We start from the raw sequence: 26,218 nt of genomic DNA, 5'->3' as shown, positions 1-26,218 counted from the left end.
TTCAGGAGTTCCGTCTGCCGCGGTTCGTCCGCGCCCAGGTGGTCGCCCCCCGGGCCTGTTGGCCACCCGAGTGACCCGCCGCGTGCTCGCGCCACCCGGGCTCGCGACAAGGGTTGCGGCGGCCGCTATCGCCGCGCCTTCGTCGCGCTATCGCCGGATCCCCGCCGCGCTATCGGGCACTTATCGGGGCCCGCGGCGGGCCGGCGAACGCCTTATCGCCGATTGCGGGGTTTTCCGCGGAAGCGCTCCGGGGAATGGCCGTCGACCTGCTCGAATGGCGCGCCGGAAGCGCGCCGATATGGGGTCGATGGTGGCCGGTGCGAGCGTTTGGGCCGAGCGGCGGGGAGAGCGCCGCGACATCCAGACGGAGGTACGCACCATGGGCCGGACCATCGCCACAAGCGCCGCCAGGATCCGCATGTCGATCATCGTTCTCGCGGCGGCCGCAGCCGCTTTCCTGGCCCTGGGTTCGACCGTGCCGGCATACGCGGCGGCCGCGTCCGCCACCGAGCAGGGCCCCGGCGACCCGTGGGGCATCGTGTCCAACGGTCCCGGCGACCCCTGGGGCATCGCGGCCGACGGCCCCGGCGACCCCTGGGGCTGAGCATCCCGGAGCGAGCGGCCGACGACCTCAGGGTCTCGGCCGTTTCGCGGTTTAATGGGGATTACCCTGTGGCCACAAGTGGCCCAGCACTGTAGTGTAACGCACAAATCGGCCGAACTTCACAGACGCGACCATCGCGATAAATGCCTGCCGATCTTGTAATATAGCCAGCACCCCACCAGGCAACCTTGGGGCCATAATCTCAAATATGGTGTCAGCCAAATTCCGCCCTGCACCTTGTCCGGCCGGGGGGCCTGGACGGTTGCCGAAGAGGGCGGCGGCTTCATCAAGGAGATGTGCGTGGAGTTTCGACTACTGGGGGCACTCGAAGCCACCGCCGACGGGAGAAATCTCGAACTGGGCGGCACGCGCCAGCAAATCATCCTGGCCGCGCTGCTTCTGAACGCAGATCGGCCCGTCGCCATGACCCGGCTGATGGAAGCCATCTACGACGACGAGCCGCCCGCGACCTCCCGCGCCCAGGTGCAGATCTGCATCTCGGCCCTGCGCCGCGTGTTCGCCGCGCACGGCCGGCCCGACATGATCGTGACCAAGCCGCAGGGATACGCGCTCCTGGCCGAGCCCGGCGAGATCGACGCCCGCGTCTTCGAGACCCTGGTGGCCAGGGCGCGCAAGCTCCGCGACGATCGCAACCCCGAAGAGGCCATCCGCCACTACCGCGAGGCGCTCGGGCTGTGGCGCGGCCCCGCGCTCGACGGCATCGAGAGCCGGCTGCTGCAAGCCATCGCCGGTCAGCTCACCGAGCAGCGCATCACCGCCAACGAGGACTGCATCCAGCTGGAGCTGGAGCTCGGCCGCCACCACGAGCTGGTCGGCGAGCTCACCGGCCTGGTCAGCGTCCACCCGTTGCGCGAGCGCTTCATCGCCCAGCTCATGACCGCCCTCTATCGGTCGGGACGGCAGGCCGAGTCGCTCCAGGTCTACCGCGACGCCCGCCGCATGATGATCGAGGAGCTGGGGATCGAGCCCAACGAGCGATTACAACAGCTCGAATCGGCCATCCTCACAGCCGACGAAAGCCTCGAAGCGCCCGCGCCGCCCACGCTCGTCACCGTCGAGCCGCGTCCCGGCCCCTCCTCCGTGCCGGGCATGCTGCCCGCCGGCATCGCGGACTTCATCGGGCGCCAGAGCCAGCTCGACGAGATCAAGAAGAGGCTGACGGAGCCGCCCGACGGCGCGGCCCGCTTTGCCGTGCCCATCGTCGCCATCGCCGGCCGGGCCGGGATCGGCAAGACCACGGTCGCCGTGCACACCGCGCACAGCGTGGCCGAGCACTTCCCCGACGGCCAGCTCTACGCCGACCTGCACGGCGGCGTCTCCCGCCCGGCCAGCCCCATGCAGGTGCTCGAACGCTTCCTGCGCGCGCTCGGCGTGTCGGGCACCGCGCTGCCGGAGACGCTGGAGGAGCGGGCCGAGATGTACCGCATGCTCCTGGCCGACCGGCGCATGCTCATCGTGCTCGACGACGCCGCCTCCGAGAGCCAGGTGCTGCCGCTGCTGCCGGGCAACCCCGCCTCGGCCGTCATCGTCACCAGCCGCAGCCGGCTCGGCGCGCTGGCCGGGGCGACCCAGGTGGACGTCAGCCTGTTCGACGCCGCCCAGTCGGTCGACATGCTGTCCAGGATCGCCGGGGCCGACCGGGTGTGGGCCGAGCCCGAGGCCGCCGCCGCGCTGGCCGAGCTGTGCGGCTACCTGCCGCTCGCGCTGCGCATCGCCGGCGCCCGCATGGCCGCGCGCCCGTACTGGGGTGTCGAGCAGCTGGTGGAACGGCTGCGGGACGAGGCCCGCAGGCTGGACGAGCTCATGCACGGCGACATGGGCATCCGGGCCAGCCTGTCGCTGACCTACGAGGGCATCAGCGAGCAGGCGCGCCGCCTGTTCCGGCGGCTGGCGATCCTCGACGCGCACGTCTTCTCCGCCTGGACCGGGGCCGCGCTGCTCGACCAGCCGCTCGCCGACGTGCAGGACCTGCTCGACGACCTGGCCGACGCCCAGCTCGTCGAGGTGCTGGGCACCGGGCGGCACGTCGGCGTGCAGTACCGCTTCCACGACCTCATCCGCGTCTACGCGCGCGAGCGGCTGGCCGCCGAGGAGACGCCGGACATGCGCTCGGAGGCGCTGGCCCGGGTGCTCAGCGCGCTGCTCCACCTGACGCAGGCGGCCCGCCGCCGCGAGTACGGCCCCTCGCCCGGCCCGCACCCGGCGCACGAGATCCCCTCGCCGCTGCCGGAGGAGCTGATCGAACGGCTGGTCGCCAAGCCGATCGCCTGGTTCGAGCGCGAACGTCACGTGCTGCTCGCCGGCATCAGGCAGGCGGCCCAGGCCGGGCTGGTGGAGCTGTGCTGGCGGCTGGCGATGAACGCCGAGACCTTCTTCGAGCTGCGCGTCTACCTGGACGACTGGCGCGAGACGCACGAGATCGCCCTGGAGGCGGCCCGTGCGGGAGGCGACCGGCGCGGCCAGGCCGAGATGCTGTACGCCAGGGGCTCGCTGTCGCTGACCGAGCAGCGCTTCGACGACGCCGCGCGCGACTTCGAGGCGGCGCTGACGCTGTTCGAGGAGGTCGGGGCGGAACTGCAGATCGCCAAGACGACCCGCAACATCGCCGTGCTGGAGCGGATGAACGGCCGCATGGAGGCGGCGATGGGCCACCTCCAGCACGCCCTGCGGATGTTCTCGGCCATCGGCGACCAGATCGGCGCCGCGCACACGCTGCACAACCTGGCGCAGATCAAGGCCGACTGCGACGACATCGACGGGGCCAAGATGCTGCTGGCCGAGGCCCTGGTCCGCAGCAAGGGCGGCGGCAACCGCCGGGTGACCGCCCAGGTGCTGCACCGGATGGGCCACGTGCACCTGCGGGCGCGCGAGGTGGCCATCGCGGCGGGGGCGTTCGAGGAGTCGCTGGCGGTCGTGCAGGAGATCGGCGACACCATCGGGGAGGCGTTCGCCCTGCACGGGCTGGGCGTGGCCCGGCTGCGGCAGGGCAAGCTGCAAGAGGCCGAGCCGCTGCTGCGCAAGGCGCTCACGGTGGCCAGCAGCTCCCGCCACCGCCTCGCGGAGGCGCACGCGCTGGGCGGCCTCGGCGAGCTGGCGCTGGCGGCGGGCGACCAGGCCGACGCGGCCGGCTGCCTGCAACGGGCGGCGGCGCTGTTCCGCCAGATGCGCACGCCGCTGCTGGAGGCGCGCACGCTGCTCATGCTGAGCAAGGTCGTCGACGCGGACGCGGCGGCGACCGCGCAGGCGCGGGTGCGCGAGCTGATGGATCAGGTCGGCGACCGGGCGGGCGAGTCGCTGCGCGACCCGCTGGCGTCGGCGGCCTTCGAACCCCGCTCGCCCTACACCGACCCGATGAGCGAGCCGCTGCCCTGACCGGCCCATTCCCGCCGGGCCTGTCCGGCGGGAATTTTCCGACCCGTCATATACCTTAGGGGGGTACGGTATCGAGATCGAGGAGGACGCATGCGACGCCTGACCCCCCTGGAGCCCGCCGAGGCCCCCGGCAAGTCCCGGGAACTGCTCGAGGACATCGTCAGCAGGAGAGGCGGCGTGGGCGACATGGTCGCCACCATGGCCCACTCCCCCGCCGCGCTCCAGGGCTACCTGGACTTCTCGCGGGCCATGAAGCGCGTGAAGCTGCCCCGCGCGCTCAGCGAGAAGGTCTCACTGGCCGTCCAGGAGTGGATCGGCTGCGCGTACTGCCTCCAGGCGCACGCGGAGGCGGCGCGGGCGGCCGGACTGAGCGAGAGCGACATCGCGCTGGCCCGTCAGGGCGCCTCCACCGACGCCCGCGAGACGGCGCTGATCGAGCTCGCGGTCCGCCTGCTGGCCGAGCCCTCGTCGATCACCGACGCCGACGTGGCCGGGCTGCGGGCGCACGGCTGGAGCGACCGGATCATCGCCGAGCTGCCGGCCCTGGTCGCACTCAACCAGCTCACGGGCACGTTCAACCTGCTCACGGGGCTGGAGCCGGCCACATAGGGGAGGCGCATTGCATGGTCATGCAGAAGTATGTATATACTTCACCTCGTGTCCAAGGTACTCACCTCCCTGCCTGTCGGTGAACGTGTCGGGATCGCCTTCTCCGGCGGCCTCGACACGTCCGTAGCGGTCGCGTGGATGCGCGAGAAGGGCGCCGTCCCCTGCACCTACACCGCCGACATCGGCCAGTACGACGAGCCCGACATCGCCTCGGTGCCCGGCCGCGCGACGGCCTACGGCGCGGAGGTCACCCGGCTCGTCGACGGCCGCGCCGCCCTCGTGGAAGAGGGGCTCGCCGCGCTGACCTGCGGCGCGTTCCACATCCGCTCCGGCGGGCGCGCCTACTTCAACACCACCCCGCTCGGGCGGGCCGTCACCGGCACCCTGCTGGTGCGCGCCATGCTGGAGGACGGCGTGCAGATCTGGGGAGACGGCTCCACCTTCAAGGGCAACGACATCGAGCGGTTCTACCGCTACGGCCTGCTCGCCAACCCGGCCCTGCGCATCTACAAGCCGTGGCTCGACGCCGACTTCGTCAGCGAGCTCGGCGGCCGCAAGGAGATGTCGGAGTGGCTGCTCGCGCACGGCCTGCCCTACCGTGACAGCTCCGAGAAGGCCTACTCCACCGACGCCAACATCTGGGGCGCCACCCACGAGGCCAAGGCGCTGGAGCACCTCGACGCCGGCATCGAGCTGGTCGACCCGATCATGGGCGTGCGCTTCTGGGACCCGGACGTCGAGATCGCCACCGAGGACGTCACGATCGGCTTCGACCGCGGCCGCCCGGTGACGATCAACGGCAAGGAGTTCCCCACCGCCGTCGACCTGGTGCTGGAGGCCAACGCCATCGGCGGCCGCCACGGCATCGGCATGTCCGACCAGATCGAGAACCGGATCATCGAGGCCAAGAGCCGCGGCGTCTACGAGGCGCCGGGCATGGCGCTGCTGCACATCTGCTACGAGCGCCTGGTCAACGCCATCCACAACGAGGACACCCTCGCCAGCTACCACAACGAGGGCCGCCGCCTGGGCAGGCTCCTGTACGAGGGCCGCTGGCTCGACCCGCAGGCGCTGATGCTGCGCGAGTCGCTGCAGCGGTGGGTCGGCACGGCCGTCACCGGCGAGGTGACGCTGCGGCTGCGGCGCGGCGAGGACTACTCGATCCTCGACACGTCCGGCCCGGCGTTCAGCTACCATCCCGACAAGCTGTCGATGGAGCGCACCGAGGACTCCGCGTTCGGCCCGTCCGACCGCATCGGCCAGCTCACCATGCGCAACCTCGACATCGCCGACTCCCGCGCCAAGCTGGAGCAGTACGCCGGGCTCGGCATGGTCGGCAGCCCGCAGCAGGCGCTGATCGGCGCCGCGCAGCCGGCCCCGACCGAGCTGATCGGCGAGATGCCCGAGGGCGGCGCCGAAGTGATCGCCTCCCGGGGCGAGGTGCCCGACGACGAGCTGCTCGACAACGCCGCGATGGAGTTCGGCACCGACTGACAACCCCGTCTGACCGGGTGTCGGGTCCGATTGATCGAAAGCCCGCGCATCTGTCCCGCTCGCCCCTAATATCGTGCCTGTCCGCAGGAGCCAGAGATCGGCTGGAGGCACGGATGGCAGGGGCGAGCGCGAGCGCAGGAGTCCGGGGCCGGCCGCGTCGGCCGTGGTGACGCCGCTCGCCGGCCGCTATCGGCTGCTTGCCCCGATCGGGCAGGGCGGCATGGGCACCGTCTGGCGAGCTGAGGACGAGCTCCTCCAGCAGGAGGTCGCCGTCAAGGAGATCCGGCTGCCGCCCGGCCTCGGCGAGGGCGAGCGGGCCGAGCTGACCGAGCGCACGCTGCGCGAGGCGCGGGCCGCCGCCCGGCTGCGCTCCCACCCGTCGATCGTCACCGTCCACGACGTCGTCCTCGACGGCGGGCTGCCGTGGATCGTCATGGAGTTCGTCCGGGGACGCTCCCTGGAACAGGTGGTCCGCGAGCGCGGGCCGCTGCCGCCCGGCCGCGTCGCCGCGATCGGCCTGAGGATGCTCGACGCGCTCGGCGCCGCGCACGCCTCGGGCGTGCTGCACCGCGACGTCAAGCCCGCCAACGTGCTGCTCACCGACGACGGCCGGGTGCTGCTGACCGACTTCGGCATCGCCACCGTCGCCGGGAACGAGGCGATCACCCAGGGCGGCATGCTGTCCGGCTCGCCCGGCTACATCGCGCCCGAGCGGCTGCGCGGCGAGCCCGACGGCCCGCACTCCGACCTGTGGTCGCTGGGCGCGACGCTGTTCACCGCCGTGGAGGGCGTCGCCCCGTTCGCCCGCGCCAGCCCGGCGGCCGCGATCGCGGCGGCGCTGACGCAGGAGCCCGCCCCGGTCCGCCGGGCCGGCCCGATGGCGCCCGTGCTCGCCGCCCTCCTGGACAAGGACCCGGCCCGCCGCTGCTCCCCCGCCCAGGCGGCGGCCGCGATGGAAGGGGTCGCCCGCGAGGCCGGCGTCCTGGACGACGACCGCACCGCGCCCGGCCGGCTGCGCCGCCGCCGCGCGCCGATCGTGCTGGGCGCGCTGCTGGCCGTCGGGCTGACGGCCGCGGCGGTGGCCGTCGTGCTGCCGAAGGTGTTCCCGTACACCGCTCCCGTGATCCGGCCGTTCTCGCCCGTGACGGCGCTGCCGTCCGCCTCCGGCACGGCGAAGCTGTTCACGAACGCCTTCGAGGCGTGCGACCTGCTGACCGCCGCCCAGGCACGCAAGGTGTTCGGCGGACCGGCCAAGGAGCAGTTCTTCAGCGAGTATCACTGCCGCTGGACCGGCCCGGACAACGCCACCATGGTCGTGATGGCGTACCTGACGCCGAGCGTCTGGGGCGCGGAGAACTTCCACGACCTGCAGGTCAAGAACATGAAGCAGGAGCCGAGGCGCACCCCCGGCACCAAGGTCCGCGCCGGCCCGGACATCGGCGACGAGGCGTTCAGCTTCACCCAGCGCAGCCCGTTCTCCTTCATGCGCAAGCAGTACACCTCGGAGGTCTCCTTCCGCATGACGAACGTCGCCGTCGGCATCAAGCTCACCGGCGCCCGCCCCGGGTTCGCCGACCTCGACCGGGCCGCCGCCTACGTCGTGGCGGCCGTCGAGAAGCGGCGCTGAACCGCCACCGCCATCCCGACGGACGCGGCGGTCGAGCTGCTCACCCAGGTGGCCCGAAACGCCTCCGTCTACACGCCGATCGTCTTCGACCAGTTCCTGCGGCGGCGCGGCAACCAGGTCCCGTTCGGCTTCTTCCTCGGGCTGTCGCTGTACGCGTTCCTGCTGCCGGCCGCGGCCCGGCCGGACAACCCGCTGGCGTTCGGGGCGGTGTTCCTGCCGGTGTTCACCATGGTCGCGCTCGTCATGCTGGTGACGCTGATCTACGGCACCATCGACCAGATGCGGCCCACCAGCGTGCTGCCCTACATCCGCGACGCCGCCCCGCACGCCCGCTACCAGCGCCGCGCCCTCGTCGCCAGGACCCGGTCCGCGCCGACGCTGCCCGCCGAGCCCGCCACCGAGGTGCGCGCCGACGCGTTCGGCTTCGTCGCCGACATCAGGATGGCCGAGCTGGAGCCGGTGCTGCGCGAGCTCGGCGGCGAGGTGGAGATCGTCCTCCAGGGCCCGGTCGGCACCTACGTGTCGGCGGGCGACGTGCTCGGCCCCGGGAGGCGGTGCGGCGCGGGCTAGCGGGAACCGCTACTGCGGAGTGAACTCGGCCTGCCACACGCCCTCGGCGTCGACGTCCAGGTAGTACTCCCCGGCGAAGCCGTAGATGTTCGTGTCGATCCGGCCCTTGCTCTTGATGACGTTGGCGATCGAGCCGTCCACCGGCTGCGCGCCGCCGACGGCCTCGACGGACATGATGAAGTTCGTCGGGCCGTACTGCGAGGAGTTGCCGGAGTAGGTGACCTTGACCTCGTAGTCGCCGTACAGCTCGAACTTCTTGGTGTTCTTGTTGCCCTTGCCCTTCACCGTGACGGGGCTGCCGGCGCGGGCCGGGGTCGCCGTGGCGATGGGCTCCTCGTCGGGCATCTCGTCGATCACGACCGGCGTGGCGCTGACCGCGGGGGGAGTGTTCTCGGGGGCGGCGGCCGGGGCCGGTCCGGCGGCGCCGCAGGCGCCGGCCCCGGAGATCAGCACGAGGCTGACCAGGGCAGGGACGATCTTGTGCAAGGTGTTCCTCAAGTGATGGGACGACCGCTATGCGGCATATGTCCATTGGTGCGACACATTGAACCATGTGCGATGTGTATCCCGCGACCGTGGATTCGGGCTCCGGCCAGGTGCGACGCGGGGCGTGAGAGAATAGGAGGACGACGCCCTCTCGGCCTCGGGTCCAGGACCCAGGTGGGAGGGTTTTTTCATGCCCGGAACCGGAGGAACCCCGCGATGAGACTCGGTCTGACCTGCCCTCGTTTCACCTGGCCCGGCGGTGACGCCGCGATCGCCGGCCGGTTCGCCGACGTGGCGCGCGGCGCGGACGAGGCGGGGCTGCACAGCCTGTGGGTGATGGACCACCTGTTCCAGATCCCCAACTTCGGCGGCGTCGGCGAGCCGATGCTGGAGGCGTACGGCGCGCTCTCCTACGCCGCCGCGCTGACCCGCCGCGTCACGCTGGGCGCGCTCGTCACCGGGGCCCCGTACCGGGCACCGGGATTCCTGGTGAAGCAGGTCAGCACGCTGGACGCGCTGTCCGGCGGGCGGGCGGTGCTCGGCATCGGGGCGGGCTGGTTCGAGGAGGAGGCGCGCGGGCTCGGGCTGCCGTTCCCGCCGGTGGCCGAGCGGTTCGAGCGGCTGGAGGAGACGCTGCGGATCGCGCGCCGGATGTTCGCCGGTGACCAGGAGCCGTTCGAGGGGCGCCACTACCGGCTGGAGCGGCCGGTCAACGCACCGGCGGCGCGGCCGCGCATCCTCATCGGGGGCAGCGGCGAGCGCAAGACGCTGCGGCTCGTCGCCGAGTACGCCGACGCCTGCAACTTCCTGTACGGCGCGGACGTGCCGCACAAGCTGGCCGTGCTGCGCGCCCACTGCGAACGCGCGGGCAGGCCGTACGAGGAGATCGAGAAGACCCTCCACCTGCGCGTGCCCGGCGACGCGAGCGTGGACCAGACCGTGCAGCGGTGCGGCGAACTGGCCGAGCAGGGCATCGAGCACGTCATCGCCGCCCTGCCGGACGCCGCCGACGAGGCCGGGCTGGCGCTGCTGGGCGAGGTGGCGCGGCAGGTCGCCGGCATCGGGCCGGCGACCGTCACCACGCCGGGCCGCCCCGCGAACGCCCCCGGGCAGGTCTAGGGCCGGTCCTCCGGCCTGGCCGGCCGCTGCGGCTCGGCCGTCCCGCCCCCGCCGTAGCGGCGCTGGACCTCGTCCACGCCCCTGCCGATCTGCTCGTCGTACTTGTGCCCGGTGCGCTTCTTGGCCATCTCCTCGGCCTTGTCGACCGCCTTGTCGACGTGCTTGGAGTGCTTCCTGGCCAGGTTCTCGGCCTTCCTGACCCAGTCTCCGATGCCGCTCATGAAAGCCTCCCCCTTCGTCTCGCCCGCTCCCCTACCCGGCGTGGGCGGCGGCGAACGCGACCCCGCTCCCCTACCCGGGGGGGCGGCGGCGAACGCGACGTCAAGATCGATTGGCTACCGTACGGAGTACAGCGGCAGGCGACCTGATCGGGGGGCGACGTGCTCGACGGAATGCTGACCAGGAGGCCCGACGGCGACCCCGGCTTCGAGGCCGTGGGCAGCGAGGTCGAGCTGGGCGCGCTGCGGGTGGAGAAGAAGGCGTTCACGCCCCTGCGGCTGACGCGGGTCGCCGACTCCTCCGCCCACGGCGCCTACCAGCTCCTGCTCCCGTTACGCGGCACGATGCACGCCGCCTGGGACGACCGGCGGCTCACCACCGGCGCCGGCGACCTGCTCGTGCACGACGTCACCCGCATCACCACGGCCCGCTTCGAGGCCGCTCCCGGGACCGGCACCTTCCAGACCGCCGCCGTCACCATCCCCAAAGCGCTCATCCCGCTGCCGGACGAGCACGTCGACCGCGTGCTCGGCCGCCGCATCCCCGCCCGCGACGGGCTCGGCGCCCTCCTGGCCGGCTTCGTCACGGACGTCGCCGACACCGCCGCCTCCTGCACGCCCGCCGACCGGCCGCGCATCGGGATGGCGCTGCTCGACCTCGTGTCGGCGCTGCTCGCCTCCACGCTCGAAGGCGACGGCGGGCCCGCCCCGCACGCACACCGCCAGGCGCTCACCCTGCGCATCCAGGCGTCCGTCCTGCGGCGCCTCGGCGAGCCCGACCTCTCCCCCGGCGCCCTGGCCGCCGCCCACCACATCTCCGTCAGCTACCTGCACCGCCTCTTCCAGGAGCAGGGCACCACGGTCGCCGCCTGGATCAGGTCCCAGCGCCTCGAACGCGCCCGCCGCGACCTGGCCGACCCGGCGCTGCGCCACGTCCCCATCCACGGCATCGCCGCCCGGTGGGGGTTCTCGCACGCCGCCGACTTCAGCCGGGCCTTCCGCCGCGCGTACGGCGCCTCCCCCCGCGACTTCCGCCACGGGGCGCCGCTCACGACCTGAGCCTCCACCCCGTCCTCGTACGGCTTCCGGTCCCCGGCGAGGCGTTCAACACCCCCACCACCTGGCGGCACTGACCCCTCCAGAGGAACCACCCCACCCCGACAGGCCCGCCCCTCAACGGCCCGCCGCTCTCAGAGCTGATGCCCTCAGGGGCTGGCCCCTTCAGTGGCCGCCAACGACCTCCCACCACGGGACCCCCGCAACGGGAGGCCCCTCCCTGTGGCCGGCCCCAGGCAGGGCTGTCCCATTGGGGGGCTGCCCCCCGCAGGGCTACCCCCTCCGGAGGGAGTTGTCCCCACCGGAGACGCCAGGGCCCAGAGGGCTGCCCCCTCCGGAGGGGGCACCGACTTCCCCGGCGGACGGTCCCTCGCCCAGGGTGACCCCTTCCGGAGGGGTCACCGCCTTCCCCGGCGGGGACGGTCCGTTGCCCGGAGGTGGCCCCTCCCGTACGAGCCGGCCGTCCGGGAGGGGTCAGCTCCCCGAGAGGGCGGGCTTCGGCGGGCTGGTGAAAGTTACAGGGTGTTCGGGGGCGGCGGTGCAGGTCGGGGGTGGGACCGGGGTGGGGTGGGTTCCGGACGGACGGGGGGTTTCTTACGATCTGCGCAGGCGACGGACGGGAGCGGTCGGATGGCGGGGACCCGGGCTTGGCTGGCGAGCATGGCGGCGATGCTGGTGCTGACCGCGGAGGCGGTGTTCGCGATGGCCACGCCGGCGAGCGCGGCGCCCGTGCGGGTCATGCCGCTGGGCGACTCGATCACGGGGTCGCCGGGCTGCTGGCGGGCGCTGCTGTGGAACAGGTTGCAGGAGGCCGGGCACACGAACGTGGACTTCGTCGGCACGCTGCCCGCCCAGGGGTGCGGGGTCCCGTACGACGGTGACAACGAGGGGCACGGCGGCGCGCTGGTGACCACGGTGGCGAACCAGAACCAGCTCGTGGGCTGGCTGGCCGCGAGCTCCCCGGACGTGGTGCTCATGCACTTCGGCACCAACGACGTGTGGAGCAACGTGCCCACGGCGACGATCCTGGCCGCCTACACCAAGCTGGTGGGGCAGATGCGGGCGAGCAATCCGGCCATGCGGATCCTCGTCGCGCAGATCATCCCGATGGCGCCGGCGACCTGCGCGGAGTGCGGCGCGCGGGCGGTGGCGCTCAACGACGCGATCCCGGCATGGGCGGCGGCGACCAGTACGGCGCAGTCGCCGGTGGTGGTCGTGGACCAGTGGACGGGCTTCGGCACCGGCGGTGACACCTACGACGGGGTGCACCCGAACGCGGCGGGCGACCGCAAGATCGCCGACCGGTGGTATCCGGCGCTGGTGGAGGCGCTGTCGGGCACGCCGACAGCGAGCCCCACCGCGACCCCAACCGTGAGCCCGACCGCGACCCCGACGGTGACGTCCACGTTCCCGCCCGCGGGCTGCTCGGCCGTGTTCCGGAACGCGGGCCAGTGGCAGGGCGGCTTCCAGGGCGAGGTCACCGTCTCGAACACGGGCGTCACGGCGCTGAACGGGTGGACGGTGCGCTGGACGTTCGCCGACGGGCAGCGGATCACCCAGCTCTGGAACGGCGAGCCGAGCGCCGACGGCGCGGCCGTGACGGTGCGGAACGCGTCCTGGAACGGCGCGATCCCGCGCGGCGGGTCGGCGACGTTCGGTTTCGTCGCCTCGTGGACGGGCGCGAACACGCCGCCGTCCGTGACGTGCGCGGCCGGTTGACGCGGACGGCGAATTTCTGCCGCCAATAAATAACGAAATAGCGGAAATACCGGTCGTTCAATTTTCAACGTTGCCCAATCGTGACTGGACGGCCTCGGCGGACTCCGGCACACGTTCGTCAGAACGAAGAACAACGAGCTCTGACGAGCGGCCCGACCAAGAGAAGCCGAGGCACCGTCCCATGCCGGACAACGGGAGAAGCACCCGCGTGAGGAAGATCGTCACCACGCTCCTGGCCGCCGGCGCGCTCGTCTACCTGACCGCCACGATCACCCTGCGCGGCCTGGCCGCCGCCGCCGAGGCGGCCGGGGTCATCGGCGGGTTCTCGCTCGTCCTCACCACGCTCGGCGTGCTGCGGCAGCGCGCCGAGCCGCCGGCGCCCCGGCCGTGCCCGGGTGACGCGGCGGGGCTCGGCTACTTCCCCGGCCTGGGCGGCCACGCCCTGGAGGCCGCCCAGGGCGCGTCCTGCGCCGGGGCCAGGCCCGCGTGGCCTGTCCTCCCGCTGGGCTGGCTCGTCCTCGACGCCGACGGCGGCCGTCCGATGCTGGGCGGGGCGATTCGCGAGCTCCGGGAGCTGTGCGACGGGCTCGGCGGGCGACTGCCGGAGGGGATGGTGCTCGTGCTGTTCGCGCTTCCCGGCGGGCACGCGCCGCCCGGCCGGCTCGTGCTGACGTTCGGCATCGGCCTGGCCCCCGCGCCGTGCGGCCCGTGAACAGCCGCAGCGCGGCGCCCGTGGCGGGCGCCGCGCTACGTGTCCGGTGCGGAAGATCCGGTCAGACGGAGATCCTGCCCGCCCCGGCGCCCGCGCTCACGATCGACTTGACGCTGGAGGCCGGGTCGAGCGTGTACACGTACGGGATGGAACGGACGCTGCCGCCGGTCTGGCCCGTGCCGGAGTTGACGAAGTGGTTGTTCCTGGCGACGAGGCTGCCCGGGTCGGAGCTGCCCTCACCGAGGTGGAACGGGTCCTCGGTGTTCTCGAAGTAGTTGCCCTCGACCAGCACTCCGGCGCCCTCGGTGGAGGCCACGCCGTAGCCGCCGACGTTCGAGTACAGGTTGTTGTAGACGTGCACCGGGTTGCCGAAGCGCACGCGCGGGTGCCGCTGGTTGCTGCCGTCGAACCAGTTGTGGTGGTACGTCACGCGCAGGCGCCCGCTGTCCTCGGAGCCGTTGCCGTCGCTGTGGCCGAGCAGCATCGACTTGTCGTGGTCGAAGACGCGGTTCCAGGAGATCGTGACGTAGTCGCTGGCCCGTTTGACGTCCACGGCGCCGTCGTAGCCGTCGCTGAAGGAGTTGTGGTCGATCCACACCCGGGTCGAGTACTGGACATTGATCGCGTCGTCGCCCCAGCCTCGGAAGTTCAGGTTGCGGATGACGACGTTGGACGCCTCGGAGACGTTGAGGCCGCAGCCGCTGATCGTCGCGCCGGAGTTGCCCAGCAGCGACTTGTTGGAGCCGACGCGGATCATGCCGGAGCAGGAGATGGTGCCGGACACCCGGACCACCGCCGCGTTCGTCCCCGAGAGGGCACTGGCCAGCGCGGAGGCGCTGGAGACGGTGACGGGCGAGGCGCCGCCGCCGCCCGTGGTGCCGCCGCCCTGGGTGGCCCAGCCGACCAGCCCGTCCGCGTTGCCCGGCGGATCGGTGGGCGGGTCTGTGGGCGGGTCCGTGGGCGGGTCGGTGGGCGGGTCCGTCGGGGTGGAGCCTGCGGGGACGAGCCGCCATTGCTTGGTCGCCACCGAGTCGCACGAGTTGGTCTGCACGAGCGCGCCGGAGGCGGTCGAGTTGTCCCTGATGTTGAGGCACTTGCCGCTGTTGGCGTTGACGATCCGGTAGGCGGCGCCGGCCTCGGTGACGTTCCACCGCTGGGAGGCCGCGCCCGTGCAGCTCTCCTGCTGGACGGCCTTGCCCGCGGAGGTACTGGCGTCCTCGACGCCGGCGCACCTGCCGCTGTGGGCGGATTTGAGCTGGAAGCCGCCGCCGTCGGCGACGAGGTTCCAGGTCTGCGCCGCGCCGCCGCAGCCGGTCTGCGTGAACTGGACGCCGTCGGACGAGCTGCCGCCCGGCACGGTCAGGCACAGGCCGCTGCCGTTGTTGACGACGGTGTACGCGCCGGGCGCGGGCGCCGCTGCCGCCGCCGAGGTGGCGGCGATGGCCACCACCGCCGTCCCGGCCACCGCCAGCGCCGCCGCCAGTGCCGCCGCCGTGGCGGCGCTCGTCCTGCCGTTGCTGATCTGTCGCATGCTGAGCTCCTTGCCGGCCTCGGGCGGGCCAGGTCCGGCCCGCCCTCCTGTCCCCCAGCGAGTACTCGTTCACATGTCTGAATGGCATACGTATGCGCGACAGCCTCAATGTAGGTAAGCGCTTTCCTAGCGTCAACCGGCCGTGAAAGTTTCACCCTCGAATAAGCGTGTGACGCAACTTAACCCCTTAAGGGGGATTTATCGCCATAAAGTGGGATTCGGGGTTTCGGTGCGCGGCTATTCGATAACAACCCATCCGGGAAAGGGCTGTCCGCCTATATGGTCCTCGCGCTCGTACATTCACAGGGAGAGCCCCATGGACCTGAGCCACGCCCCGGCGGAACCCCAGCTCACACCCCCCACGGCGATGAGCGCCCCCCGGATGAGCAACACCACCCGCTACCTGTGCGGCGGCGCGTACCTGGACAGCGATTTCCGGGACAAAGTGCTGAACGAATTGCTTGACGACCCTTTCAGGGCGGTTCCGCCGTCCTATGGGGGATGCGATCTGCTGCCGATCATCCATCACGCGCGCCGCTCCCGCTCCCTGCTCGTCGTCCGCGACGGGCTGATCACCGCCATCCTGCTCCTCGGGCTCGCGCTGACGCCGATGAGCGTCATCAGCTGGCTGTCGTTCCTGTTGCCGCTCGTGCTGCTCACGCTGGAACGGGTGCGGCGCGGGCCGATGCTGGTGCGCGGGCTGCTGTGGTTCTGGGCCTTCGGCGGCTACGTGATCCTGTTCGTCGTCTACGCGCTGCTGCTGGCCGCCACGAGCTTCGGCTCCTTCGTGACGGCGGGCGCGGTGCTCGTGTACGCGTTCCTCCAGAACGCCGGCCTGCTCCTGGTGCCGCTGGCCACGCTCGGCGTCGCGATCCTCTACCGGATCATCGTCTACACGACGCTCGCCGGCACGCTCAAGCCCGGCGCTCCCCCGCCCGAGCCCGGCCCCGACCAGCCCAGGACCGCCGACCGCCTCGCCTACGTCGCCCGCGCCCAGACGGGCAACGTCACCATGTACGCCAACGAGGACGCGTTCATGGGCGCCGGCGGCATCGAACGGAGCTGGTCCATCGCCGTCGAGCTGGACCGGGCGCGCACCGTCACCGAGACCGGCCGGGGCACCGAGCGCCGCGAGCGGCCCGTCGACATCGACCCGGCCGAGCTGCACGCCTTCGTCCGCACCCGGCTCACCGAGATGCGCGACCAGGTGCTGCGCCCCAACGAGGGCATCCGGCGGCTCGACATCGGCGACCACGTGGTGGCCCGCGGCATCTACAGGGTCACCGACTGGCCGGGCGCCCACCCGCTGATCGGCCAGGACGGGCGGCCCCGCCACCACGCCACGCCCGAGGAGATCGCCGCCATCAGCCGCCACCCGCAGGGCGGCGTCCGCTACTACCAGCGCGTCACGATCGCGCACGAGGGCCAGGAGATCCGCGACACGGCGGGCCGCCTGGTCGCCCCGGCGGAGGACCAGGAGGCCGTCACCTCGGCGTTCATCTACCTGGCGGTCGAGGGGCGCATGCTCTACACCCAGTTCGTGGTGACCGCGCTGCCGCCGGCCAAGGAGGCGTACCACGTGGTCGACCGGCTGCCGGACATGCCGGGCTGGCGGATCGCGTGGGAGTCGGTGCGGGCGCTGAAGCTGCTCCTGCTGCGCGACGTCCTGGCCGCGCCCGTGCGGCTGACGCGCACCGCCGTACGGGCCGTCCGCCAGCAGTTCGTCACGCTCGATCCGTCCCGCCACGTCGTCTACCCGTACGGGGCCCGGCTCAGCGTGCGCGAGCTCGGCGCGAGCCACGGGATGCAGACCTACCTCCAGCTGCTCGACACCGCCAAGTACGTCAAGCTGATCGAGCACCGGCTGACCGAGGCCGTGCTCGACTACCTGGAGGACAAGGAGATCGAGACCGGCACGTACCGGATGCAGGCGGCCAACGTCATGATGAACATGTCGGTGCGCGACAGCGTCGTCAACGGCCCCATCGCGATGGGCATGCAGGCGTCGGCGTCGTCCCACCACCACACCCGGGGCTGAGAGGCGGTCATGGCAGACCAGTACGGCATCCGCATCGACGGCGGCACGGTCAACGGCCCGATCGCGATGGGCCCGAACGCCCGCGCCACCGTCAACCACGGCGGCTCGGGCGAGGCGAGCCTGCTGCTGGACCGGCTCGACCGGCTGCTGGCCGAGCACGAGGCGGAGCTGGCCGAGCCCGCCAGGGCCCGCCGCGACGCCGCCGACGTCCGGCAGGAGCTGGCGGAGGCCGAGCCGGACCGGGGCCGCGTCCTCGACGCGCTGCGGCGGCTCTCGGTGCGGGCCGCCGAGGTGACGGCCATCGTCGAGGTCGTGGCGCAGATCCAGGCGCTGTTCGCCTGATCGGTCACCGGCTGTCGAGCGCGCCCTCGTACACCCACCGGCCGTCCACCCGGACGAACCTGCTGTGCTCCTCCATCGCGCCCGCCCGGCCCCGCTCCCGGTAGTGGGCCCGGAACCGCACGGTGCCCTCGGTGTGCACGACGCTCCCGCCGGTGGTCTCCAGGATCTCCAGCCCGGTCCACCGCACCCGCCGGTCGAGCCCCACGCCGGCCGGCCGGGTCGCCGGATGCCAGGTGCGCAGCAGGTAGCCCTCGTCGCCCACGGCGAACGCGCTGAACCGCGACCGCATCAGCGACTCCGCGGTGGGCGCCGCGCCCTCCCCCCGGTGGAGGCGTCCGCAGCAGTCGCGGTAGGGGGCGGCCAGCCCGCAGTGACATCCCATCCCCCTATTGTGCCGGGACGAGCCTGCCGGTCAGGTCGGTGAGCGTGGGGCCGAGCGGGGCGTCGAGGGTGAGCAGGGCGTCGGCGTCGCCGCCGGTCGGGCCCTGGTTGACGATGGCGATGGGGATGCCGAGCTCCGCGGCCTTGGTGACGAAGCGCAGGCCCGAGCGCACCTTCAGGGACGAGCCGAGCACGAGCAGGGCGCGGGCGGCGGCCACGAGGGCCGAGCACTCGTCCACGCGGACCCGGGGCACGTTCTCGCCGAAGAAGATCACGTCGGGCTTGAGGACGCCGCCGCAGGCCAGGCAGGGCACCAGGCGGAAGCTCTGCTCCTGCTCGGCGGTCAGCTCGGCGTCGCCGTCGGGGTTGATGCGGCCCTCGGCGTCCCAGCCGGGGTTGGCGGCGCGCAGGCGGGCGTCGAGGTCGAGGCGCGGGGTGCGTTCGCGGCACGAGAGGCAGACCACCCGGTCCAGGCCGCCGTGCAGCTCGATCACCCGGCGGGCGCCGGCGGCCTGGTGCAGGCCGTCGACGTTCTGGGTGACGACGCCCGCGACCAGGCCGCGCCGTTCGAGCTCGGCGACCGCCCGGTGGCCGTCGTTGGGGCGGGCGCCCTCGATCTGCCGCCAGCCGACGTGGCTGCGCGCCCAGTAGCGGCGGCGGGCCGCCTCGCTGCCGACGAACTGCTGGTAGGTCATCGGGTCGGCCTTGCGGGCGCGGCCCGTCGGGCCCCGGTAGTCGGGGATGCCCGACTCGGTGGACAGGCCCGCCCCGCTGAGCACCACCACCCCGCCGCCGCCGACCAGCTCCGCCAGCGACCTTCTCGCGCTCTCGCTCACCCTTCCATGGTGCCCGAAAGCGTCAAACCGGCCGCGTCACCGGGGATCGGCGAGCAGTTCGGCGACCGTGACGAACCGGTAGCCGTCGGCGCGCAGCCCTCTCACGACGCCGGCGATGGCCGCGCGGGTCTCGCGCCCGCTCCCGTACCAGGGGTGGAGCAGGATGATCGAGCCCGGCCTGACCTGCTCGCGGACCAGGGTGACGATCTCGGCGGCGGCAGGGGTGGCGCCGGAGTCGGGCTCCACGTCCCACATGACGGTGACGCGGTCGTGCCCGGCCAGGTAGAGCGGCAGCGTGAGCAGCTTCTTGCCGGTCGGCGGCCGGAACGGGATGTCGCCCCGCTCCCCCGCCTGCCGGATGAGCGCGTCGGTCGGCTCGATCTCCGCCTCGACCGTCGAGGGCGGCACGAACACCATCCGCCGGTGCGTGAACGTGTGGTTGCCGAGCTGGTGCCCGGCCGCGACGAGCGCCTTCCCGTGCTGCGGCCACGCGCGCAGCTGCGACCCGACGACGAAGAAGGTGGCGCGCGCCTTCTCGGCGGCGAGCACGTCGATGATCTCCTGGGTGTGCTCGTCGGGCCCGTCGTCGAACGTCAGCGCCACGACCTTCTCGCCCGTCTCGACCCGGTCCACGAGGCGTCCGGCCAGCTGGAACGTCCGCGCGTTCATGACCAGGTAGCCGCTCACGGCGACGAGCACCAGCAGCGCGACGGCGACCGCAAGCGCCCTGCGGGTCCGGGATGCGTTCATGAGTGCAGCAGTGTAATCAGGGGCTGACCGCTTTGATCGGTTATGTGGAAGAGTGGGCTTCCCGATGGACATGATCGGACACCACCCCGGTAAGCGCTTGCCCACGGACGCCGAAGGGACTCGAGTGACAGAAGGACGACGGCCACGGGCCCTGCTGGTCATGGACCCCGCGCACTTCCGCGTGCAGTTCCAGGAGCCGCAGCTACGCCGATTGCGCGCCCTCGCCGAGGTCGCCGAGCCGCTCCCGGTCACCGGTTTCGGCGACGAGCGGGTGCGCGGCCTGCTGCGCCGGACCGAGGTGCTGATCACCTCGTGGGGCTGCCCGCCGCTGACCGCCGAGGTGCTGGCCGACGCCCCCGAGCTGCGCGCGGTCTTCCACTGCGCGGGCACGGTGCGCCCGTTCGTCACCGACGAGGTGTGGCGGCGCGGCATCCTCGTCACCAGCGCCGCCGACGTGAACGCGATCGCGGTCGCCGAGTTCACGCTCGCGGCGGTCATCTTCGCGGGCAAGAAGGCCCCGTTCCTCGCCCAGGACGCGCGCAGGCACCGCGACGACTGGTCCTACCTGGAGCGGCGCGGCGAGCTGTCCAACCGCGAGCGCACGGTCGGCATCGTCGGCTTCTCGCGTACCGGCCGCCGGGTCGCCGAGCGGCTGCGCGCCCTGGAGGTCGACGTGCTGGTGGCCGACCCGTACGCGGACGCCGGCGAGGTGGCGGCCGCGGGCGGCCGGCTGGTCCCGCTGCCCGAGCTGCTGCGCGCCGGCGACGTGCTCACCCTGCACGTCCCCGCGCTGCCGGCCACCCGCCACCTGATCGGCGCGGCGGAGCTGGCCCTGCTCCGGGACGGCGCGACGGTCATCAACACCGCACGCGGCTCCGTCCTCGACACCGCCGCCCTGGAGCGCGAGTGCGGCTCCGGGCGGCTCCACGCGATCCTCGACGTCACGGAGCCGGAGCCGCTGCCGGCCGATTCGCCGCTGTACGACCTGCCCAACGTCATGATCACCCCGCACGTCGCCGGGTCCCTCGGGTCCGAGACCCGGCGGATGAGCGAGAGCGCGCTCGACGAGCTCGAACGCTACCTGTCCGGGCGGCCGCCGCGCGCGGCCGTCACCGCCGACGACATCGCGGTGAGCGCCTGACCCCCGGGACCGGCTCGCGCGGCGCCGTCGCCCCCTTGACGTTCGCCGGGCGTTGACCTCGCCTTCAGGCTGCCGTCGCCGCGACCGGCCAGGATCGCCGCGCAGCAGTTCGTCGAAGGAAGTAGTGGCACCATGCGTAGCGCGATCCTGTCCACCCTGGCGATCGGGGCCCTGCTGGGCTCCGGGGCCGTCGCCGCCCCCGCCGCAGCCGGCACGTCGTCGTCGTGCGCCGGCGCGCCGCGCACGCCGGTGACCTCCGGGGCGGTGTTCAGCGAGCCGGTGGGCGGCGACCCGGTCGCCATCGTGAGCAGGCTCTGCGACCTGGTCCGCCAGACCCCCGCCGGCGCCGGCATCAGGATCGCGCACTTCGTCATGTCGGGCACGGCCGGCAGCGAGTTCGCCGCCGAGCTGCTCAAGGCGCACGAGCGGGGCGTGCGGGTGCAGGTGGTGCTGGACGGCGACGCGCGCGGCAAGGCGGTGGCCGAGCGGCTCGCCGCCGTCCTGGGCACGGACACCTCGGCCGCCTCGTTCGCGCACGTGTGCTCCGGGCCGATGTCGGGCGGCACCGCCGCCTGCGTCGGGGACAAGGGGCAGCACAACAAGTTCTACCTGTTCTCCCGTACGGGAGGCGCGTCCGACGTGGTCGTGCAGTCGTCGGCCAACCTGACGAACCTGAACTCGACCACGTACTGGAACAACGCCGTCGTGCTGGCGGGCAACCGGCGGCTGCACGAGGCGTACGCCTCCTACTTCGCCGACCTGGCCGCCGAGCGGAAGAGCCTCGACTACGACCGGGTCGTGCGGACGGGGGCGGCGGGCGGCTCGGTGCGGGCGCACTTCTTCCCCAGCGCCGAGGGCGACCCGATCGTGGAGGCGCTGGACGGGGTCTCCTGCCGCGACGGCGCCCCGATCCGCGTCGGCATGTCGGAGTGGGACGGCTACCGGGTCGCGATCGCCGAACGGCTGGCCGAGCTGGCCCGCGAGGGGTGCACGGTGCAGGTCGTCGCGGGCGTGCTGGACGCGGAGGTGGAGGCGGCGCTGCGCGCCGAGCCGAGGATCGAGCTGCGCACGCTGAGCTCCGGCAGCGCGCTGCCCGGCCGCATCCACTCCAAGTACCTGCTGGTCGACGGCTGGGTCTACACGGGCAGCCACAACTACAACCAGACGTCGCTGCGCCGCAACGACGACACCCTGCTGCGGCTCAACAACAAGGCGATTCACGCCCAGTTCGTGGCGAACTTCGACAGGATGCGCGCCGCCGCCGCGTCCTAGCCACCTGGGAGTCACGTGGCTCTCAACAGTTGGTCATGACGGTCAGTCAGATTCGGCACATCGGCCGCTCCCGAGTACGAGGAGATCCATGTTCCGACTCGCCGGCTTGATCGTCATGACCGTACTGGCCCTGTTCCTCACCCCCGCGACGGCGGCCTCGGCGGCCCCGGTGGCCAACGTCGCCCATCGCGGCGCGTCCGCCTACGCGCCGGAGAACACGCTGGCGGCCTTCCGGCTGGCCGCCGAGCTGGGCGCCGACGCGTTCGAGCTGGACGTGCGGCTGACCCGCGACGGCCGGCCCGTCCTCGTGCACGACACCACGCTGGCCCGCACCACCGACGTCGAGCGGGTCTTCCCCGGCCGGGCGCCGTGGCGGGTGGGCGACTTCACCCTGGAGGAGATCCGCGAGCTGGACGCCGGGTCGTGGTCCGGGCGCCGCTTCGCCGGGGAGCCGGTGCCCACGCTGCGGGAGGCGCTGCGCGAGATGAGCGGCAGCGGGCTCGGCGTGCTGGTGGAGGTCAAGGAGCCGCGCCTGTACCGGGGGATCGAGGCGCGGGTGGCCGGGGAGCTGCGCCGCTCGTGGCGGGGCCCGCTGGTGGTGCAGTCGTTCGACCACGGCTCGATGCGCCGCTTCCACGACGTCATGCCGGAGGCCGCGATCGGGCTGCTCGGCACCCCGCCTGCCGCCGAGCTGGACGGGCTGTCGGAGTTCGCCGACCAGGTCAACCCGCCGTACGGCGGCCTGACCCGCGACTATGTCCGGCTGGTGCAGCGGCACGGGATGCGGGTGTTCGCCTGGACGGTGGACGACGCGGCCGCCATGCGCCGGCTGGTCGGCTACGGCGTGGATGGCATCATCACCAACCGGCCCGACGTTCTCGACGCCCTTTGACGGGTAGCCGGGACGGCATGGCGACAGAGCAGGATCCCGATCACCTCCGCCCGGAGGGCATGTCGGACGAGACGGTCGAGGCACTGGGCGCGCTGAGCGAGGCGCTGGAGACGACGCACCGGGCGCGGGGCCACCTGTACGCGTGGCACCAGCTCACCGGCAGCGCCGACGCCCGCCTCGACCGGGCCGTCGAGCTGCTGCGCCGGACCGGGCACCAGGAGCTCGCCGACCGCGTCGAGCGGGAGCTCATCGGGCTGAACGTGATCGACGGCCGGTGGACGTTCCAGGTGGTCGAGGAGTACGACGCGCTGTACTACGCGGCCTTCCAGGAGATGGAGGCGCACGTGCGCGATCGGCTGGCCGGGGGCCGCCGCCACGTCCACGAGGCGGAGATGAAGCAGCGCAGGCGCACGCCGGGTCTGCCCGGTCACGAGGCGGCACCGTAAAGGCTTCCCGCAGGTAACCGATAACCCCCGAAACCCAACCAAGTGTTGACCACTCGGTAACAAGTGGTGGATAACAGGTGTCGGCAGAGGCAGTAAAACCGCACTGGCTCGGAGACGCCGATGACGAGCGAGGCATCTCCCGCGCTGGTGGGCCGCGACGCGCACCTGCGAGCGCTCATCGGCGCGATCACCCGTCCGCCCGCCGTGGCCCTCGTCCAGGGCGAGGCGGGCATCGGGAAGACCCGGCTGGTCCGGACGGCCGTCGACCGGCTGGATCCGGACCGCCACACCGTGCTGCTCGGGCACTGTCACCAGATCCGCGAGCCGTTCCCGTACGGGCCGGTCTTCGACGCGCTGCGGCAGATCGGCGGCGCGCTGCCTGGCCGGGACCGGCTCAACCCCGTGACGGGGGCCGTGGGCGGCTACCTTCCCGAGCTGGCCGGGCACCTGCCGCCGGCTCCGACGCCGCCGCCGCTGGACGACCCGCGCGCCGAGCGGCACCGGCTGTTCCGCGGGGTGCACGCGCTGCTGGCCGTGGCCGCGCCCGTGGTGCTGGTCGTGGAGGACCTGCACTGGGCCGACGACGGCACCCGTGACCTGCTGCGCTTTCTCATCGGCCGGCCGCCCGAGGGGCTGGCGCTGGTGGTGACGTTCCGGCGGGAGGATCTGCCGGTGCCGGGGCTGCCGTTCGGGCACGCCTACCGGCACCCGCCCGACGTGACGAGCGAGGTGATCTCGCTGACGTCGCTCGACGTGGCGGGCGTACGGGCGCTCGCCGGCGAGCTGCTGGGCGGCGCCCCCGTGACGGCCGGGTTCGCGGCGCGGCTGCACGAGCGGACGGCCGGGGTGCCGTTCGTGATCGAAGAGGTCGTGCGGTCGCTCCAGGAGCCCGGCGACGAGGAGGCGCTGGACCGGATCGCGGTGCCGGTGCTGCTGCGGGAGGCGATGGCCGAGCGGCTGGCCGGCCTGTCCCCCGCCGCCCTGCACGCGGTGCAGGCCGCCGCCGTGCTGCGGCTGCCCGCCGACGAGTCGCTGATCGCCGCCGTGTCGGGCTCCGGCGCCGCCCACGGGCTGCGCGAGGCGCTGCGGGCCGGGGTGCTGCTGGAGCGGCCCGACGCGCTGTACGGGTTCCGCCACGCGCTGGCCCAGCAGGCGGTCTACGACGCGATCCCGGGCCCGGACCGGCGGCTGATCCACGGCCGGGCGATGGCCGAGCTGGCCGGGCTGGACCCGCCGCCGCTGGTGCAGCTCGCCTACCACGCGCGGCGGGCGGGCGAGCTGGCGGCCTGGCGGCGGCACGGCGGGGCCGCCTCGGAGCACGCGGCGGCGGTCGGCGACGTGCCGCTGGCCATCGAGGTGCTGGAGGGCATGCTGGCCGACCCGGCGCTGCCGCCCGACGCCCGGGGCCCGCTGGCGTTGCAGCTCAGCCGCGTGGCCGCGATCGGCCTGTCGTACCGCAGGTCGGTGCGGCTGCTGCGGCACCTGCTGTCGGACGACTTCCTGCCCCGGCACGTACGCGGCGAGGCCAGGCTGAACCTGGGCGTGCTGCTGTCGAACCAGGCGGGCGCGGTGGCGGAGGGCCGCAGGGAGGTGCTGGCGGCGCTCGCCGACCTGGAGGACCGGCCGGGCGTGGCGGCGCGCGGGCTGGCGCTGCTGGCGATGCCGTCGTGGGGCGGTGAGCCGCTGGCCTGCCACGAGAAGTGGATGGCGCAGGCCGAGAGCCTGCTGTGCTCGGCCGACGACCCGGAGCTGCGCACGGCGGTGCACGCCAACAAGGTGTCGATGGCGATGCTGGTCGGCGCGCCGGACGCGTTCGAGCTGGCGGAGACGCTGCCGGAGGGCGCCCGGTCGGCGGCGGCGCGGCGGCAGGTGGCGCGCGGCTACGCGAACCTGTGCGACGCCGCGGTGGCGCTCGGCCACTACGGCGAGGCGGCCAGGTTCGCCCGCGAGAGCAGGCGGGTCGCCGAGGAGAGCGGCGCCCTCTACCCGGTGTGGCTGGTGGACGTGTCGTCGATCCGGCTCGACTGGCTGACCGGCCGCTGGGAGGGGCTGCGCGAGCGGGCGGCGGCCGTGGTGGAGATGACGTCGGAGGTGCCGATGCTGGCGGCCGACGCCCGGCTGGCCCTCGGCATGCTGGCGATGGCGACCGGCGAGTGGGAGGAGGCCGCCTGCCACCTGGGCGCGGCCGGGCTGCAGGACGTGGACTCGGCGTTCCTGCCGGTGGCGGCGGCGGCCTCGGGCGGGCTGGTGGAGCTGCACCTGGCCCGCGACGCGCTGGAGGGGGCGGTGCGCGAGGCGGACCGGGCGGTGGCCCGGCTGCGCCGCAAGGGGGTGTGGGTGTGGGGCGACCAGCTCGTCCCGGCGGCGGTGGCCGCGCTGCTCAGGTCGGGCCGCCGGGCGGACGCCGAGGCGCTGGTGGCCGAGTTCGCCGACGGGGTGGCGGGCCGCGACGCGCCGTCGGCGCAGGCGGCGCTCGGCTCGGCGCGGGCCCGGCTGGCCGGTGAGCGCGGCCTGTTCGAGGAGGCGGCCAGGCTGCACGCCGGGGCGCGGGCCGCGTACGAGACGATGCCGCGCCCGTACGCGGCGGCGCGGGCGGCGGAGGCCGAGGCGGAGGCGCGGCTGGCGCTGGGGGCGCGGGAGGCGGCGGCGCAGATCATCGCCGACGCGGCCGAGCGCTACGCGGTGCTCGGCGCCTCCCACGACGCGGCGCGCTGCCGGCACGCGCTGCGGGAGATCGGCGCGAGCGCGCCGCGCCGGGGCCGCAGGGGGCGCGGCGGCGTGCTGTCGCCCCGGGAGGCGGAGGTGGCCAGGCTGGTCGCGTCGGGCCGCACCAACCGGGAGATCGCCGAAGTGCTGTTCCTGTCGCGCCGGACCGTCGACACGCACGTGGCCAGCGTGCTGCACAAACTCGGCGTGCGCACCCGCAACGAGGTGGACCCGCCCCCGTGAGGGCACAGGGGAAGGCCCCGGCCGGGGAGGGGG

At 73.2% G+C, this 26,218-nt stretch carries 23 protein-coding genes; 17 read left to right on the top strand and 6 right to left on the bottom strand.

What is annotated here, in order from left to right:
• Positions 1-418 precede the first annotated feature (418 nt).
• From AB0G11_RS40485 to AB0G11_RS40460, 6 genes are all read left to right on the top strand, one after another.
• Entirely contained in the window at positions 419-604 is a 186-nt protein-coding gene (locus tag AB0G11_RS40485; RefSeq protein ID WP_219507985.1) for a hypothetical protein, read from the top strand.
• 300 nt (positions 605-904) lie between these two features.
• Positions 905-3,997, top strand: coding sequence for a BTAD domain-containing putative transcriptional regulator (locus AB0G11_RS40480; RefSeq protein ID WP_219507988.1), 3,093 nt, complete (start codon positions 905-907; stop codon positions 3,995-3,997).
• Positions 3,998-4,087: 90 nt separating this feature from the next.
• Positions 4,088-4,606 (top strand): carboxymuconolactone decarboxylase family protein, encoded by a 519-nt coding sequence (locus tag AB0G11_RS40475; RefSeq protein ID WP_219507990.1) that lies wholly within the window; start codon positions 4,088-4,090, stop codon positions 4,604-4,606.
• Between the two features lie 48 nt (positions 4,607-4,654).
• Positions 4,655-6,100, top strand: coding sequence for an argininosuccinate synthase (gene argG / locus AB0G11_RS40470; protein WP_219507992.1), 1,446 nt, complete (start codon positions 4,655-4,657; stop codon positions 6,098-6,100).
• Between the two features lie 166 nt (positions 6,101-6,266).
• Positions 6,267-7,727 carry a serine/threonine-protein kinase gene (locus tag AB0G11_RS40465; RefSeq protein ID WP_308125881.1) on the top strand — a complete coding sequence of 487 codons (1,461 nt, stop codon included), beginning with the start codon at positions 6,267-6,269 and terminating at the stop codon, positions 7,725-7,727.
• Between the two features lie 48 nt (positions 7,728-7,775).
• On the top strand, positions 7,776-8,297 hold the full coding sequence (locus tag AB0G11_RS40460; protein ID WP_357591998.1) for a DUF2254 family protein: 522 nt from the start codon (positions 7,776-7,778) through the stop codon (positions 8,295-8,297).
• Between the two features lie 9 nt (positions 8,298-8,306).
• Here AB0G11_RS40460 and AB0G11_RS40455 read toward each other — a convergent pair whose 3' ends face one another.
• Positions 8,307-8,783: a hypothetical protein gene (locus AB0G11_RS40455; protein ID WP_357591996.1), complete on the bottom strand. Its 477-nt coding sequence runs from the start codon at positions 8,781-8,783 to the stop codon at positions 8,307-8,309.
• Between the two features lie 216 nt (positions 8,784-8,999).
• Between AB0G11_RS40455 and AB0G11_RS40450 the strand changes: the two genes are divergently transcribed.
• Positions 9,000-9,902, top strand: coding sequence for an LLM class F420-dependent oxidoreductase (locus tag AB0G11_RS40450; RefSeq protein ID WP_357591995.1), 903 nt, complete (start codon positions 9,000-9,002; stop codon positions 9,900-9,902).
• On the opposite strand, the gene AB0G11_RS40445 is transcribed toward AB0G11_RS40450, so the two are convergent.
• Entirely contained in the window at positions 9,899-10,123 is a 225-nt protein-coding gene (locus tag AB0G11_RS40445; RefSeq protein WP_219507999.1) for an antitoxin, read from the bottom strand. The genes AB0G11_RS40450 and AB0G11_RS40445 overlap by 4 nt on opposite strands.
• A gap of 159 nt (positions 10,124-10,282) precedes the next feature.
• Here AB0G11_RS40445 and AB0G11_RS40440 point away from each other — a divergent pair, with 159 nt between their 5' ends.
• From AB0G11_RS40440 to AB0G11_RS40430, 3 genes are all read left to right on the top strand, one after another.
• The gene (locus AB0G11_RS40440; RefSeq protein WP_219508000.1) at positions 10,283-11,179 is read left to right on the top strand and encodes a helix-turn-helix domain-containing protein; all 897 of its coding nucleotides are present in this window, start codon (positions 10,283-10,285) and stop codon (positions 11,177-11,179) included.
• Positions 11,180-11,806: 627 nt separating this feature from the next.
• Entirely contained in the window at positions 11,807-12,895 is a 1,089-nt protein-coding gene (locus tag AB0G11_RS40435; RefSeq protein ID WP_357591993.1) for a cellulose binding domain-containing protein, read from the top strand.
• Between the two features lie 208 nt (positions 12,896-13,103).
• The gene (locus AB0G11_RS40430) at positions 13,104-13,607 is read left to right on the top strand and encodes a hypothetical protein (protein WP_357591991.1); all 504 of its coding nucleotides are present in this window, start codon (positions 13,104-13,106) and stop codon (positions 13,605-13,607) included.
• Between the two features lie 61 nt (positions 13,608-13,668).
• Here AB0G11_RS40430 and AB0G11_RS40425 read toward each other — a convergent pair whose 3' ends face one another.
• Positions 13,669-15,138 (bottom strand): RICIN domain-containing protein, encoded by a 1,470-nt coding sequence (locus AB0G11_RS40425; RefSeq protein WP_357591989.1) that lies wholly within the window; start codon positions 15,136-15,138, stop codon positions 13,669-13,671.
• A gap of 316 nt (positions 15,139-15,454) precedes the next feature.
• On the opposite strand from AB0G11_RS40425, the gene AB0G11_RS40420 reads away from it, so the two are divergent.
• Positions 15,455-17,176, top strand: a complete 1,722-nt coding sequence (locus AB0G11_RS40420; RefSeq protein ID WP_357591987.1) for a hypothetical protein — start codon at positions 15,455-15,457, stop codon at positions 17,174-17,176.
• A 9-nt stretch (positions 17,177-17,185) separates the two neighbouring features.
• Positions 17,186-17,518, top strand: a complete 333-nt coding sequence (locus AB0G11_RS40415; protein WP_219508007.1) for a hypothetical protein — start codon at positions 17,186-17,188, stop codon at positions 17,516-17,518.
• 4 nt (positions 17,519-17,522) lie between these two features.
• On the opposite strand, the gene AB0G11_RS40410 is transcribed toward AB0G11_RS40415, so the two are convergent.
• From AB0G11_RS40410 to AB0G11_RS40400, 3 genes are read right to left on the bottom strand one after another with little or no spacing between them, the layout of a single operon-like run.
• Positions 17,523-17,900: a YchJ family metal-binding protein gene (locus tag AB0G11_RS40410; RefSeq protein ID WP_357591985.1), complete on the bottom strand. Its 378-nt coding sequence runs from the start codon at positions 17,898-17,900 to the stop codon at positions 17,523-17,525.
• A gap of 4 nt (positions 17,901-17,904) precedes the next feature.
• On the bottom strand, positions 17,905-18,735 hold the full coding sequence (locus tag AB0G11_RS40405) for an NAD-dependent protein deacetylase (protein ID WP_219508011.1): 831 nt from the start codon (positions 18,733-18,735) through the stop codon (positions 17,905-17,907).
• Positions 18,736-18,771: 36 nt separating this feature from the next.
• Positions 18,772-19,485, bottom strand: coding sequence for a polysaccharide deacetylase family protein (locus AB0G11_RS40400; protein WP_357591983.1), 714 nt, complete (start codon positions 19,483-19,485; stop codon positions 18,772-18,774).
• A 124-nt stretch (positions 19,486-19,609) separates the two neighbouring features.
• Between AB0G11_RS40400 and AB0G11_RS40395 the strand changes: the two genes are divergently transcribed.
• The 5 genes from AB0G11_RS40395 to AB0G11_RS40375 all read left to right on the top strand — a co-directional run bounded on the left by AB0G11_RS40395 (position 19,610) and on the right by AB0G11_RS40375 (position 26,185).
• A complete protein-coding gene (locus AB0G11_RS40395) occupies positions 19,610-20,626 on the top strand; it encodes a hydroxyacid dehydrogenase (RefSeq protein WP_357591981.1) in 1,017 nt (338 codons plus the stop codon).
• A gap of 132 nt (positions 20,627-20,758) precedes the next feature.
• Entirely contained in the window at positions 20,759-21,898 is a 1,140-nt protein-coding gene (locus AB0G11_RS40390; RefSeq protein ID WP_219508015.1) for a phospholipase D-like domain-containing protein, read from the top strand.
• 88 nt (positions 21,899-21,986) lie between these two features.
• The gene (locus tag AB0G11_RS40385; protein WP_357591979.1) at positions 21,987-22,790 is read left to right on the top strand and encodes a glycerophosphodiester phosphodiesterase family protein; all 804 of its coding nucleotides are present in this window, start codon (positions 21,987-21,989) and stop codon (positions 22,788-22,790) included.
• Positions 22,791-22,807: 17 nt separating this feature from the next.
• Positions 22,808-23,236: a hypothetical protein gene (locus AB0G11_RS40380; RefSeq protein WP_219508019.1), complete on the top strand. Its 429-nt coding sequence runs from the start codon at positions 22,808-22,810 to the stop codon at positions 23,234-23,236.
• A gap of 120 nt (positions 23,237-23,356) precedes the next feature.
• Positions 23,357-26,185 (top strand): AAA family ATPase, encoded by a 2,829-nt coding sequence (locus tag AB0G11_RS40375; RefSeq protein WP_357591977.1) that lies wholly within the window; start codon positions 23,357-23,359, stop codon positions 26,183-26,185.
• Positions 26,186-26,218: the final 33 nt, after the last annotated feature.

It is taken from the genome of Nonomuraea sp. NPDC023979, assembly GCF_040639085.1.
In the GTDB taxonomy this organism is placed as follows: Bacteria; Actinomycetota; Actinomycetes; order Streptosporangiales; family Streptosporangiaceae; genus Nonomuraea; species Nonomuraea ceibae.
Note: the sequence above shows the minus strand (reverse complement) of the source record. Positions and strands in the feature narration are given on the sequence as shown.